The 13,268-nt window shown below is 66.1% G+C and carries 12 protein-coding genes and 4 tRNA genes; all 16 read left to right on the plus strand.

What is annotated here, in order from left to right; all coding sequences use genetic code 11:
- Positions 1-12 precede the first annotated feature (12 nt).
- Entirely contained in the window at positions 13-1,032 is a 1,020-nt protein-coding gene (gene ltaE, locus HZ992_RS01060) for a low-specificity L-threonine aldolase (RefSeq protein ID WP_209384841.1), read from the plus strand.
- Positions 1,033-1,057: 25 nt separating this feature from the next.
- The gene (gene trpD / locus HZ992_RS01065; RefSeq protein ID WP_209384842.1) at positions 1,058-2,092 is read left to right on the plus strand and encodes an anthranilate phosphoribosyltransferase; all 1,035 of its coding nucleotides are present in this window, start codon (positions 1,058-1,060) and stop codon (positions 2,090-2,092) included.
- Complete coding sequence (trpC, locus tag HZ992_RS01070; protein WP_209384843.1) at positions 2,089-2,877, plus strand: indole-3-glycerol phosphate synthase TrpC; 789 nt, start codon at positions 2,089-2,091, stop codon at positions 2,875-2,877. The genes trpD and trpC overlap by 4 nt, the downstream gene beginning before the upstream one ends.
- On the plus strand, positions 2,874-3,539 hold the full coding sequence (locus HZ992_RS01075; protein ID WP_209384844.1) for a uracil-DNA glycosylase: 666 nt from the start codon (positions 2,874-2,876) through the stop codon (positions 3,537-3,539). The genes trpC and HZ992_RS01075 overlap by 4 nt, the downstream gene beginning before the upstream one ends.
- Before the next feature lie 46 nt (positions 3,540-3,585).
- A tRNA-Tyr gene (locus HZ992_RS01080) sits at positions 3,586-3,671 on the plus strand.
- Between the two features lie 29 nt (positions 3,672-3,700).
- Positions 3,701-3,774, plus strand: a tRNA-Gly gene (locus HZ992_RS01085).
- A gap of 60 nt (positions 3,775-3,834) precedes the next feature.
- A tRNA-Thr gene (locus tag HZ992_RS01090) sits at positions 3,835-3,909 on the plus strand.
- A 38-nt stretch (positions 3,910-3,947) separates the two neighbouring features.
- Complete coding sequence (tuf, locus tag HZ992_RS01095) at positions 3,948-5,138, plus strand: elongation factor Tu (protein ID WP_209384845.1); 1,191 nt, start codon at positions 3,948-3,950, stop codon at positions 5,136-5,138.
- 13 nt (positions 5,139-5,151) lie between these two features.
- Positions 5,152-5,227: transfer RNA gene (locus HZ992_RS01100), tRNA-Trp, on the plus strand.
- Between the two features lie 132 nt (positions 5,228-5,359).
- The gene (gene secE, locus HZ992_RS01105) at positions 5,360-5,743 is read left to right on the plus strand and encodes a preprotein translocase subunit SecE (protein ID WP_209384846.1); all 384 of its coding nucleotides are present in this window, start codon (positions 5,360-5,362) and stop codon (positions 5,741-5,743) included.
- A gap of 10 nt (positions 5,744-5,753) precedes the next feature.
- On the plus strand, positions 5,754-6,338 hold the full coding sequence (gene nusG, locus HZ992_RS01110; protein WP_209384847.1) for a transcription termination/antitermination protein NusG: 585 nt from the start codon (positions 5,754-5,756) through the stop codon (positions 6,336-6,338).
- Between the two features lie 140 nt (positions 6,339-6,478).
- Entirely contained in the window at positions 6,479-6,910 is a 432-nt protein-coding gene (gene rplK, locus HZ992_RS01115) for a 50S ribosomal protein L11 (protein WP_209384848.1), read from the plus strand.
- 2 nt (positions 6,911-6,912) lie between these two features.
- Positions 6,913-7,623 carry a 50S ribosomal protein L1 gene (rplA, locus tag HZ992_RS01120; protein WP_209384849.1) on the plus strand — a complete coding sequence of 237 codons (711 nt, stop codon included), beginning with the start codon at positions 6,913-6,915 and terminating at the stop codon, positions 7,621-7,623.
- Positions 7,624-7,865: 242 nt separating this feature from the next.
- On the plus strand, positions 7,866-8,393 hold the full coding sequence (gene rplJ / locus HZ992_RS01125) for a 50S ribosomal protein L10 (RefSeq protein ID WP_209384850.1): 528 nt from the start codon (positions 7,866-7,868) through the stop codon (positions 8,391-8,393).
- A 47-nt stretch (positions 8,394-8,440) separates the two neighbouring features.
- The gene (gene rplL / locus HZ992_RS01130; RefSeq protein WP_209384851.1) at positions 8,441-8,818 is read left to right on the plus strand and encodes a 50S ribosomal protein L7/L12; all 378 of its coding nucleotides are present in this window, start codon (positions 8,441-8,443) and stop codon (positions 8,816-8,818) included.
- 315 nt (positions 8,819-9,133) lie between these two features.
- Positions 9,134-13,258 (plus strand): DNA-directed RNA polymerase subunit beta, encoded by a 4,125-nt coding sequence (gene rpoB / locus HZ992_RS01135; protein ID WP_209384852.1) that lies wholly within the window; start codon positions 9,134-9,136, stop codon positions 13,256-13,258.
- Positions 13,259-13,268 lie beyond the last annotated feature (10 nt).

The following is a 13,268-nucleotide window of genomic DNA, read 5'->3' on the forward strand; positions in this document are numbered from 1 at the left end:
CGGGGCAAAGCCATGCCGTTCGTCGACCTGCGCAGCGACACCGTGACCCGACCCACCGCCGCGATGCGCGAGGCGATCGCGCGCGCCGAAGTGGGCGACGACGTGTTCGGCGACGACCCGACGGTCAATGCGCTGCAGCAGCGCATGGCGCAGATGCTCGGCAAGGAGGCGGCGCTGTTCATGCCCACCGGCACGCAGAGCAACCTGTGCGCGTTGATGAGCCACTGCCAGCGCGGCGACGAATACATCGTCGGCCAGATGGCCCACACCTACCGTTGGGAGGCCGGCGGCGGGGCGGTGCTCGGCAGCATCCAGCCGCAGCCGATCGCCCACCAGGCCGACGGCACGCTGGCGCTGGCCGACATCGAGGCCAGCATCAAGCCCGACGACCCGCACTTCGCGCGCTCGCGCCTGCTGTGCCTCGAGAACACGCTGGGCGGCCGGCTGATGCCGATGGCCTATCTGCAGGATGCGACCGCGCTGGCCCGGCGGCATGGCCTGGCGACCCACCTCGACGGTGCACGCCTGTTCAACGCCGCGGTCGGGCTGGGAGGCGATCCGCGCGCCAACGCGAGGGCAATGGCCGAACTGTTCGACAGCGTCTCGGTGTGCTTCAGCAAAGGGCTCGGTGCGCCGGCCGGCTCGGCCCTGGTCGGCTCCGCTGATCTGATCGCCCGGGCGAAACGGGTGCGCAAGATGGCCGGCGGCACGATGCGCCAGGCCGGCATCCTGGCAGCGGCGGCGATGCACGCGCTGGACCACCACATCGACCGGCTGGCCGACGACCACGTGCGTGCGAGGCGCCTGGCCGACGGGCTGCAAGGCCTGCCCGGCGTGAACGTGCAGTCACCGCAGACGAACATGGTGTTCATCGAGCTGCCGCGCGAGCGCGCCGCGGGCGCGGTGGCGGCGCTGCGCGAGCAGGGCGTGCTGAGCACCGGCCTGTACCAGCTTCGCCTGGTCACCCACCTCGATGTGAACGACCAGGACATCGACACCGCCATTGCCGTGCTGCGCCAGGCGCTGCAGTGAGCCGGCGAATCCCAGGAGCCTGACCATGACCATCACCAACACCGAAGCCCTGACCCGCACGATCGAGCATCGCGAGATCTTCCACGATGAGATGCTCGCGCTGATGCGCCGCATCATGGGCGGCGAGATGTCGCCGGTGATGATGGCGGCGCTGCTGATCGGCCTGCGCGTGAAGAAGGAAACCATCGGCGAGATCACCGCCGCCGCGCAGGTGATGCGCGAGTTCTCCACGAAGGTCGAGGTGGCCGACCGCAAGCACCTGGTCGACATCGTCGGCACCGGCGGCGATGGCTCGCACACCTTCAACATCTCGACCTGTTCGATGTTCGTCGCCGCGGCCTGCGGCGCACGCGTCAGCAAGCACGGCAACCGCAGCGTCTCCAGCAAGTCGGGCAGCGCCGACGTGCTGGAAGCGCTCGGCGTGAGCCTGTCGTTGCCGCCGGCGGCGATTTCGCGTTGCATCGCCGACACCGGCATCGGCTTCATGTTCGCGCCCAACCACCACCCGGCGATGAAGAACGTGGCGCCGGTGCGCAAGGAACTCGGCGTGCGCACCATCTTCAACATCCTGGGGCCGCTGACCAACCCGGCCGATGCCCCGAACATCCTGATGGGCGTGTTCCACCCTGACCTGGTCGGCATCCAGGTGCGCGCGCTGCAGCGCCTGGGCGCCGAGCATGCGCTGGTGGTCTACGGCCGCGACGGCATGGACGAGGTCTCGCTGGGGGCCGCCACGCTGGTGGGCGAGTACAAGGACGGCGGCATCCGCGAGTACGAGATCCACCCCGAGGACTTCGGCCTGACGATGGCGAGCAACCGCACGCTGAAGGTCGAGACGCCCGAGCAGAGCAAGGCCATGCTGCACGCGGTGCTCGACAACGAGCCCGGCCCGGCGCGCGACATCGTGCTGCTCAACGCCGGCGTGGCCCTGTACGCCGCCAACGTCACCACGACCATGGCCGACGGCGTGGCGTTGGCGCGCGAGGCGCTGGCTTCGGGCAAGGCGTTGGCCAAGATGCACCAGTTCGTCGGCCGCACGAAGGAGCTGGCGGCGGCATGAGTGACATCCTGAACAAGATCGTTGCGGTCAAGCGGGAGGAGATCGCTGCGGCGCGGCGTCGGCGCGACCTGGCCTCGCTGCGCCGCGATGCCGAGTCGCTGGGCGGGCAGCGCGACTTCGCCGGCGTGCTGCGCGCCAAGGTGGTGGCGGGCCGCGCGGCCGTGATCGCCGAGGTCAAGAAGGCCAGCCCGAGCAAGGGCGTGCTGCGCGAGCACTTCGTGCCGGCGGACATCGCCGCCAGCTACGAACGCGGCGGCGCCGCCTGCCTGAGCGTGCTGACCGACGCGCAGTTCTTCCAGGGCCACGCCGACTACCTGCAGCAGGCCCGCGCGGCCTGCGGATTGCCGGTGCTGCGCAAGGATTTCATGGTCGACGCTTACCAGGTGTTCGAGGCGCGCGCGATGGGCGCCGACTGCATCCTGCTGATCGCCGCCTGCCTCGACGACGCGCTGATGGTCGACCTGGAGGCGCAGGCCCTGGCGCTGGGCATGGCGGTGCTGGTGGAGGTGCACGATGGCGCCGAGCTCGACCGCGCGCTTCGGCTCAAGACGCCCCTGGTGGGCATCAACAACCGCAACCTGCGCACGTTCGAGGTCACGCTGGACACCACGCTGGGCCTGCTGCCGGAGGTGCCCAAGGACCGGCTGCTGGTCACCGAGAGCGGCATCCTCGGCCCGGCCGACGTGAAGCGCATGCGAGACGCGAACGTGCATGCCTTCCTCGTCGGCGAGGCCTTCATGCGTGCCGCCGACCCGGGCGCCGCGCTGGCGAGCCTGTTCGCGTGACCGCCGACGATCTGGTCGCGGCCTGCGCGAGCCTGCCACCGGCCTGGGCGCAGGTGCTGCCGGGCTGGACGCCGCAACGTTTTGCCGAGGTGATCGACCGGGTGCGCGCCATCTCCGGTACGAGCGAGATCGCGCCGGTCGACCCGTTCCGCGCCCTGCGCTTCCAGCCCCCCGAGGGCGTCAAGGTGGTGGTGTTCGGCCAGGACCCTTACCCCAAGCCCGGGCATGCGGACGGCCTGGCCTTCTCGGCCGGTCACGGCAAGCCGGCTTCGCTGCGCCGCGTATTCCAGGTGCTGGCGGAGGACCGGGCTGGTTTCAAGCCGCCGCCGGTGTGGAAACTCGATGGCTGGGCACGCCAGGGCGCACTGTTGCTCAATCCCACGCTGACCATCGAGGTGGGCCGCATCGGTAGCCACATGGGTTGTGGTTGGCAGGCGCTCACATCCGATATTGTCAAGGTTTTGTGCAAGATGCCGCAGCCGCCGGTGTTCATGCTGTGGGGTGACAAGGCGAGGCAGTTCTTCGTCGAGGCGCAGCCGGTTGGTGCCTCGGTGCGCACCCTGGTGACGCGGCACCCGTCGAACGACTTCCAGCGCCGCTTCATGGCCGAGGGCCGGCACTTTCTGGAGACGGCCGCCCTGGTCGACTGGTGGGCCCTGTAGGGCGCCGAAGCCATTCGGGCCTGTGCTATCATCGCGGGCTCTGCGTGGAGGGGTGCCCGAGTGGCTAAAGGGGGCAGACTGTAAATCTGTTGGCTTACGCCTACGCTGGTTCGAATCCAGCCTCCTCCACCAAAGATCCAGTGAATCGTGTTGTCTCCCGAGCGGGAGTAGTTCAATGGTAGAACCCCAGCCTTCCAAGCTGATGACGCGGGTTCGATTCCCGTCTCCCGCTCCATGTCGCCAGAGGCTTGATGTCCCGACCGGATCCAAGCCTGTGTCGACGGTCAGTTGATCGGCCCATGTGGCTCAGTGGTAGAGCACTCCCTTGGTAAGGGAGAGGTCGCGCGTTCGATCCGCGCCATGGGCACCAAGTCTTGATATTCATTCTCGTTGTCGAGGAGCGATGTGATGGCAAAAGGCAAATTTGAGCGGACCAAGCCGCACGTGAACGTGGGGACGATTGGTCACGTGGACCATGGCAAGACGACGCTGACGGCGGCGATCACGACGGTGCTGTCGGCCAAGTTCGGTGGTGAAGCCAAGGCGTACGACCAGATCGACGCGGCGCCCGAAGAGAAGGCGCGCGGCATCACGATCAACACCGCGCACGTCGAGTACGAGACGGCCAACCGGCACTACGCGCACGTCGACTGCCCCGGGCACGCCGACTACGTGAAGAACATGATCACCGGTGCGGCGCAGATGGACGGCGCGATCCTGGTGTGCTCGGCCGCCGACGGCCCCATGCCCCAGACCCGCGAGCACATCCTGCTGGCCCGTCAGGTGGGCGTGCCGTACATCATCGTGTTCCTGAACAAGTGCGACATGGTCGACGACGCCGAGCTGCTCGAGCTCGTCGAGATGGAAGTGCGCGAGCTGCTCGACAAGTACGACTTCCCCGGCGACAAGACCCCCATCATCCACGGCAGCGCCAAGCTCGCCATGGAAGGCGACAAGGGCGAGCTCGGCGAGCAGGCCATCATGAAGCTGGCCGATGCGCTGGACAGCTACATCCCGACCCCCGAGCGTGCCATCGACGGCGCCTTCCTGATGCCCGTCGAGGACGTGTTCAGCATCTCCGGTCGTGGCACCGTGGTGACCGGGCGTATCGAGCGCGGCGTGGTCAAGGTCGGCGAGGAAATCGAGATCGTCGGCATCCGTGCCACGCAGAAGACCACCTGCACCGGCGTCGAGATGTTCCGCAAGCTGCTCGACCAGGGCCAGGCCGGCGACAACGTGGGCATCCTGCTGCGCGGCACCAAGCGCGAAGACGTCGAGCGCGGCCAGGTGCTGTGCAAGCCCGGCAGCATCAAGCCGCACACGCACTTCACCGCCGAGGTGTACGTGCTGAGCAAGGAAGAGGGCGGTCGTCACACGCCGTTCTTCAACAACTACCGGCCGCAGTTCTACTTCCGCACGACGGACGTGACCGGGGCTGTTGAGCTTCCGAAGGACAAGGAGATGGTCATGCCTGGCGACAACGTCAGCATCACCGTCAAGCTGATCGCCCCGATCGCGATGGAAGAAGGCCTGCGCTTCGCCATCCGCGAAGGCGGCCGCACCGTCGGTGCCGGCGTCGTCGCGAAGATCATGGAGTGATGTGAACGGCCACAGGGGCATAGCTCAATTGGCAGAGCGCCGGTCTCCAAAACCGGAGGTTGGGGGTTCGAGACCCTCTGCCCCTGCCAGACGAAGGCCCTGATGGGCCGAGACTGGCTGGTCACAGCAGCCCGCGAGGCGACGAAAAGTCCCTGCGGGCTTTGCTGCTGAAAGGCGGCGCTGCTTTTTCTGGGCATGTCTGCCGCGAAGCGAAACGAACAATGGCTACTCCTCAAGTCGAAACTGTCTCCACCGGAGCCGACAAGGCCAAGCTGGCCGTGGCCGGCGTGCTGGTCATCAGCGCGGTGGCGGCGTTCTACGCGCTGGGCAAGCAGGACCTGTGGGTGCGCGTGATCGCCCTGCTGGTGCTGCTGGCGGCGGCCCTCGGCGTGTTCTTCACCGCCGAGGCCGGCAAGCAACTGATCGCCTACGGTCAGGATTCGGTCAAGGAAGTGCGCAAGGTCGTCTGGCCGACCCGCAAGGAGGCCATCCAGATGACCGGCTACGTCTTCGCCTTCGTGTTCGTGATGGCGCTGTTCCTGTGGCTGACCGACAAGACGCTCGAATGGGCGCTGTACGACCTGATCCTGGGCTGGAAGCGTTGAGGAACGAGCCATGAGCGACCAAGCAACCCCCGTGATCACGCCCGAGACCGTGGCGCCGGCGACCAACAAGCGCTGGTACGTGGTGCATGCCTACTCCGGCATGGAGAAGGCCGTGGAGCGCAACTTGCGCGAGCGCATCGACCGCGCCGGCATGCAGGAGAAGTTCGGTCGCATCCTGGTGCCGATGGAAGAGGTCGTCGAGCTCAAGAACGGCAAGAAGTCCGTCACCGAGCGGCGTTTCTTTCCGGGCTACGTGCTGGTCGAGATGGAAATGGCCGACGACACCTGGCACCTGGTCAAGCACACCGGCAAGGTGACCGGCTTCGTCGGCGGCGCGAAGAACCGCCCCTCGCCGATCTCGGAAGCCGAAGTGCTGAAGATCGTCCACCAGATGCAGGAAGGCGTGGAGAAGCCCCGCCCGAAGGTCGAGTGGTCGGTCGGCGAACTGGTGCGCGTCAAGGAAGGTCCGTTCACCGACTTCAATGGCGCCATCGAGGACGTCAACTACGACAAGTCCAAGGTGCGCGTGTCGGTCACGATCTTCGGCCGCGCCACACCGGTGGAGCTCGACTTCTCGCAGGTCGAAAAGGTTTGATTCGAGCCGGCGCGGACTCTCTTCCGCGCCCGTTGATGCCGGTGACGAGACACCGGTACGAGGAGCACAGGTAACCAGCCCTGTGCGTTTGAACTCAACAGGATCCGGCCTGGCCGCTGGAACCTGAACTGGAGAGAAACATGGCCAAGAAAATCGTCGGCTTCATCAAGCTGCAGATTCCGGCGGGCAAAGCGAACCCGTCTCCCCCGATCGGTCCGGCGCTGGGTCAGCGCGGTCTGAACATCATGGAGTTCTGCAAGGCGTTCAACGCCCAGACGCAGAGCATGGAACCCGGCCTCGTGCTGCCGGTGGTGATCACCGCGTTCGCGGACAAGTCGTTCACCTTCGTTCTCAAGACCCCCCCGGCGACCGTGCTGATCAAGAAGGCCGCCAAGCTTGACAAGGGATCGCCGCGTCCGCACGTCGACAAGGTCGCCAAGCTGACGCGCGCCCAGGTCGAGGAAATCGCCAAGACCAAGATGAAGGACCTCACGGCTGCCGACCTGGACGCCGCGGTTCGCACGATTGCCGGATCCGCCCGTTCGATGGGCGTGACCGTGGAAGGAGTCTGAGCATGGCCAAGCTGACCAAACGACAGAAGGCCCTCGCGGGCAAGGTCGACAGCAACAAGCTGTACCCGCTGGACAACGCGCTGGCGATCGTCAAGGAATGCGCGACTGCCAAGTTCGATGAATCCATCGACGTGGCCGTGCAGCTCGGCATCGACGCCAAGAAGTCCGACCAGGTGGTGCGCGGCGCCGTCGTGATGCCCAACGGCACCGGCAAGACCAAGCGCGTCGCCGTGTTCGCCCAGGGCGCCAAGGCCGAGGAAGCCAAGGCCGCCGGTGCCGACATCGTCGGCATGGACGACCTGGCCGCCGAGATCAAGGCCGGCAAGATGGACTTCGACGTCGTGATCGCTTCGCCGGACACGATGCGCGTCGTCGGTACGCTGGGCCAGATCCTCGGACCGCGCGGCCTGATGCCGAACCCGAAGGTCGGCACCGTGACGCCGAACGTGGCGCAGGCCGTGCGCGACGCCAAGGCCGGCCAGGTGCAGTTCCGTGTCGACAAGGCCGGCATCGTGCACGCCACGATCGGCCGCCGCTCGTTCGACGCCGACAAGCTCGGCGGCAACCTGCGCGCGCTGATCGAGGCGCTGAACAAGGCCAAGCCGCCGTCGAGCAAGGGCATCTACCTGCGCAAGGTGGCGGTGTCCTCGACCATGGGCGTGGGTGCCCGTGTGGACCTCGCGACGATCAACGCCGCGCCGACCCAGGCCTGACGAGAGAAAAAGGGTCGCCGCTGAGTCTGGCGGCGACCCGGTGAATTGGTGGGCCGGAGGCCGCGCAAGCGGCAGTCGGGTCATCCAAGACCGCTGGTGCGGCTCCTTCGGGGGTCGCTTAATCGCCAGCGCAGATGGCGGTCCCGCCTGGAAATGGAAGCAGTTCCGGATCTGGCAGGTCGCTGAACGTGGTGTGCGGGGAGGGCGAGAGCCCGAGCCGCACGTGATGTGAGGAGCAGACCTTGAGTCTCAATCGCAACGAGAAAGCAGCCGTGGTGACGGATGTGGCGGCCCAGGTGGCCCGCTCGCAGACGCTCGCGCTGGCCGAGTACCGTGGCCTCACCGTGGCTCACCTGGACGCACTGCGCAAGCAGGCGCGCGAAAAGGGCGTGTACCTTCATGTACTGAAGAACACCCTGGCTCGTCGCGCCGTTGCCGGTACGCCCTTCGAGGTGGCCCAGGGTGCCATGGTCGGTCCGCTGATCTACGGTTTTTCCGAAGACGCTGTCGCCGCGGCCAAAGTCATCGCTGACTTTGCCAAGGGCAACGACAAGCTGATCGTCAAGGCTGGCGCCTATGCCGGCAAGGCGCTCGACGCCGACGGCGTGAAAGCACTGGCCTCCGTGCCGAGCAAGGAAGTCCTGCTCAGCCAGATCGCCGGCCTGCTGAAGTCGCCGGTGCAGCGCATGGCCGCCGTGCTGGCCGCGCTGTCCGAAAAGCGTGGTGAAGGTGCTGCAGCGCCGGCGGCGGAAGCCGCCCCTGCCGCCTGAACGATCCGACCCCAGAACTGAAATCCAACGAAATCTAGGAGCCTCAAATGGCATTCGACAAAGACGCATTCCTGACCGCCCTCGACAGCATGTCGGTGATGGACCTCAATGACCTGGTCAAGGCGATCGAAGAGAAGTTCGGCGTGTCCGCCGCTTCGATGGCCGCCCCGGCCGCTGGTGGCGGTGGCGCTGCCGCCGCTGCGGTGGAAGAGAAGACCGAGTTCAACGTCGTGCTGCTCGAAGCCGGCGCGAACAAGGTGTCGGTCATCAAGGCCGTGCGCGAACTGACGGGCCTGGGCCTGAAGGAAGCCAAGGACCTGGTCGACGGCGCTCCGAAGCCCGTCAAGGAAGCCATCGCCAAGGCCGACGCCGAAGCCGCGGTGAAGAAGCTGGTGGAAGCCGGCGCCAAGGCCGAACTGAAGTAATTCAGCGTTCAGCCTGCGGGGCTGGGAGCCGGAAAACGGCTCCCAGCCCTTGCACTTCCAGGGCTTTGCTCGCAAAGGCCCCTGGAGAGCACTTGAAAGGGTCTCGCCCGACAATCGGGGCCTTCCCAAGTGATCTCGAAAAGTTCTCTGATCCGACTGCAGAGAACGGGTTTGGTCGGACTCCGGTGCAATGCCGGGGTTGTCCGCCAGCGGCAGGTAGTGGCCTGCCACCAAGCTTCGAACGCAAGGTTCGAAAGGCAGTCGCCGACGGAACACCTGCCACGGCCGGGTGGGGGTTCCTGAGACGGAGTGTTTATGGCGCAGCAAACCACCCCCTACAGCTACACCGAGCGCAAGCGGATTCGCAAGAGTTTCGGCAAGCGCGAGAGTGTCCTCAACGTTCCCTATCTGCTGACGATGCAGAAGGAGTCGTACGTCGCCTTCCTCCAGAAGGACGTGCCTCCGCAAAAACGCAAGCCCGAGGGGCTGCAAGCCGCATTCCTGTCCGCGTTCCCGATCGTCTCGCACAACGGGTTCGTGGAGATGAAGTTCATCGAATTCAACATGGCCAAGCCCGCGTTCGACACGCGGGAGTGCCAGCAGCGCGGGCTGACCTATGCCGCCGCGGTGCGCGCCAAGCTGCAGATGATCATCTACGACCGGGAGTCGCCGCAGGCGAAGACCGTCAAGGAGATCAAGGAGCAGGAGGTCTACATGGGCGAAGTTCCGCTCATGACCGACTACGGCTCGTTCATCGTCAACGGCACCGAGCGCGTGATCGTCTCGCAGCTGCACCGTTCGCCGGGCGTGTTCTTCGAGCACGACAAGGGCAAGACGCACTCCAGCGGCAAGCTGCTGTTCAGCGCGCGGATCATCCCGTACCGTGGCTCGTGGCTGGACTTCGAGTTCGACCCGAAGGACATCCTGTACTTCCGCGTCGACCGCCGCCGCAAGATGCCGGTGACGATCCTGCTCAAGGCGATCGGCCTGAACCCTGAGCAGATCCTGGCTCACTTCTTCGTGTTCGACAACTTCCGCCTGATGGACTCGGGCGCGCAGATGGAGTTCGTCGCCGACCGCATCCGCGGCGAAGTCGCTCGCTTCGACATCACCGACAAGAACGGCAACGTCGTCGTCGAGAAGGACAAGCGCATCACGGCCCGCCATGTGCGCACGCTCGAGCAGACCGAGACGCAGTTCATCAGCGTGCCGGAAGACTTCCTGCTCGCCCGTGTGCTGGCGCGCAACGTCGTCGATGCCGACACTGGCGAGATCATCGCCAAGGCCAACGAAGAGCTGACCGAAGCGCTGCTGAAGAAGCTGCGTGCCGCGGGCATCAAGGAGATCCCGTGCCTGTACACGAACGAGCTCGATGAAGGCGCCTACATCAGCCAGACGCTGACCTCCGACGAGACCGCCGACCAGCTCGCCGCCCGCGTGGCGATCTACCGCATGATGCGCCCCGGCGAGCCGCCGACGGAAGACGCCGTCGAGGCGCTGTTCCATCGCCTGTTCTACTCGGCGGACACGTACGACCTGTCGCGCGTGGGCCGCATGAAGTTCAATGCCCGCGTCGGCCGTGACACGCCGGAAGGCGCGATGACGCTGTCCAACGAGGACATCCTCGACGTGGTGAAGATCCTCGTCGAGCTGCGCAACGGCCGCGGCCAGGTCGACGACATCGACCACCTGGGCAACCGCCGCGTGCGCTGCGTGGGCGAACTGGCCGAGAACCAGTACCGCTCGGGCCTCGCCCGCATCGAGAAGGCCGTCAAGGAACGTCTCGGCCAGGCCGAGACCGAGGCGCTGATGCCTCACGACCTGATCAACTCCAAGCCGATCTCCGCGGCGCTCAAGGAGTTCTTCGGCGCGAGCCAGCTGTCGCAGTTCATGGACCAGACCAACCCGCTGTCGGAGATCACGCACAAGCGTCGTGTCTCCGCCCTCGGCCCGGGCGGCCTGACCCGCGAGCGTGCCGGCTTCGAAGTGCGTGACGTGCACGTCACCCACTACGGCCGCGTCTGCCCGATCGAGACGCCGGAAGGCCCGAACATCGGCCTGATCAACTCGCTGGCCCTGTACGCGCAGCTCAACGAGTACGGCTTCCTCGAGACGCCGTACCGCCAGGTGCGCGACGGCAAGGTGACCAATCAGATCGACTACCTGTCGGCCATCGAGGAAGGCAAGTACGTCATCGCGCAGGCCAACGCCACGCTCGACAAGGACGGCAAGCTGATCGACGAGCTGGTCTCGGCGCGCGACAACGGCGAATCGATCCTGACCTCGCCGGAGCGCATCCAGTACATGGACGTCGCACCGACGCAGATCGTGTCGGTGGCCGCTTCGCTCGTGCCCTTCCTGGAGCACGACGATGCGAACCGGGCGCTGATGGGTGCCAATATGCAGCGCCAGGCTGTCCCGACGCTGCGCCCCGAAAAGGCGCTGGTCGGCACGGGCGTGGAGCGCGTGGCCGCGAAGGACTCGGGCACGGTCGTGGCGGCCCGCCGCGGCGGCGTCGTGGACTACGTCGACACCAACCGCATCGTCATCCGCGTCAATGACAACGAGACGGTGGCCGGTGAAGTCGGCGTCGACATCTACAACCTGATCAAGTACCAGCGTTCCAACCAGAACACCAACATCCACCAGCGCCCGATCGTCAAGCGCGGTGACGTGGTGGCGGCCGAGGACATCATCGCCGACGGTGCCTCCACCGACATCGGCGAGCTGGCCCTGGGCCAGAACATGCTGGTCGCGTTCATGCCCTGGAACGGCTACAACTTCGAGGACTCGATCCTGATCTCGGAGCGTGTCATCGCCGAAGACCGCTACACCTCGATCCACATCGAGGAACTGGTGGTGATGGCGCGCGACACCAAGCTGGGTGCCGAGGAAATCACCCGCGACATCCCGAACCTGAGCGAGCAGCAACTGGCTCGCCTGGACGAGTCGGGCATCGTCTACGTGGGTGCCGAGGTGAACCCGGGCGACACGCTGGTCGGCAAGGTCACGCCCAAGGGCGAGACCACGCTGACGCCGGAAGAGAAGCTGCTTCGCGCCATCTTCGGCGAGAAGGCCAGCGACGTGAAGGACACTTCGCTGCGCGTGGACCAGGGCACCAACGGCACGGTCATTGACGTGCAGGTGTTCACCCGCGAAGGCATCCCGCGCGACAAGCGCGCCCAGCAGATCATCGACGACGAGCTCAAGCGCTACCGCCTGGACCTCAACGACCAACTGCGCATCGTCGAGGCCGACGCGTTCGACCGGATCGAGAAGCTGCTGGTGGGCAAGCTCGCCAACGGCGGCCCGCAGAAGATCGCCAAGGGCACGGCCATCGACAAGGCCTATCTCGCCAGCGTCGAGAAGTACCACTGGTTCGACATCCGCCCGGCCGATGAAGACGTGGCCAGCCAGCTCGAGTCGATCAAGAACTCGCTCGAGCAGACGCGCCACAGCTTCGACCTCGCCTTCGAAGAGAAGCGCAAGAAGCTGACGCAGGGCGACGAGCTGCCGGCCGGCGTGCTGAAGATGGTCAAGGTGTACCTGGCCGTCAAGCGCCGCCTGCAGCCGGGCGACAAGATGGCCGGCCGCCACGGCAACAAGGGTGTCGTGTCCAAGGTCGTTCCGGTCGAGGACATGCCCTACATGACCGACGGCACGCCGTGCGACATCGTGCTCAACCCGCTGGGCGTGCCTTCGCGCATGAACGTGGGCCAGGTGCTCGAAGTGCACCTGGGCTGGGCCGGCAAGGGCATCGGCCAGCGCATCGGCAACATGCTGCAGGAGCAGGCCAAGGTGGCCGACCTGCGCAAGTTCCTCGACGAGCTGTACAACAAGTCGGGCGGCAAGACCGAGAAGCTGGACAACCTGTCCGACGCCGAGATCCTCGAGATGGCCGGCAACCTGAGCAAGGGCGTGCCGTTCGCGACGCCGGTGTTCGACGGTGCGGCGGAAGAAGAAATCCGCGGCATGCTCAAGCTCGCCTACCCGGACGACATCGCCAAGGCCAAGGGCCTGACGGCGACGCGCACGCAGGCCACGCTGCACGACGGCCGCACCGGCGAGGCGTTCGAACGCCCCGTCACCGTTGGCTACATGCACGTGCTCAAGCTGCACCACCTGGTGGACGACAAGATGCACGCCCGCTCGACCGGCCCGTACAGCCTGGTCACCCAGCAGCCGCTGGGCGGCAAGGCGCAGTTCGGCGGCCAGCGCTTCGGCGAGATGGAAGTGTGGGCGCTGGAAGCCTACGGCGCGTCGTACATCCTGCAGGAAATGCTGACCGTCAAGTCCGACGACGTGAACGGCCGCACCAAGGTGTACGAGAGCATCGTCAAGGGCGAGCACTCGATCGAGGCCGGCATGCCGGAATCGTTCAACGTGCTGGTCAAGGAAATCCGGTCGCTCGGTATCGACATCGAGCTCGAGCGCAACTAAGAAGGAAGGA

Source organism: Rhizobacter sp. AJA081-3 (assembly GCF_017795745.1).
Lineage (GTDB): Bacteria > Pseudomonadota > Gammaproteobacteria > Burkholderiales > Burkholderiaceae_C > Piscinibacter.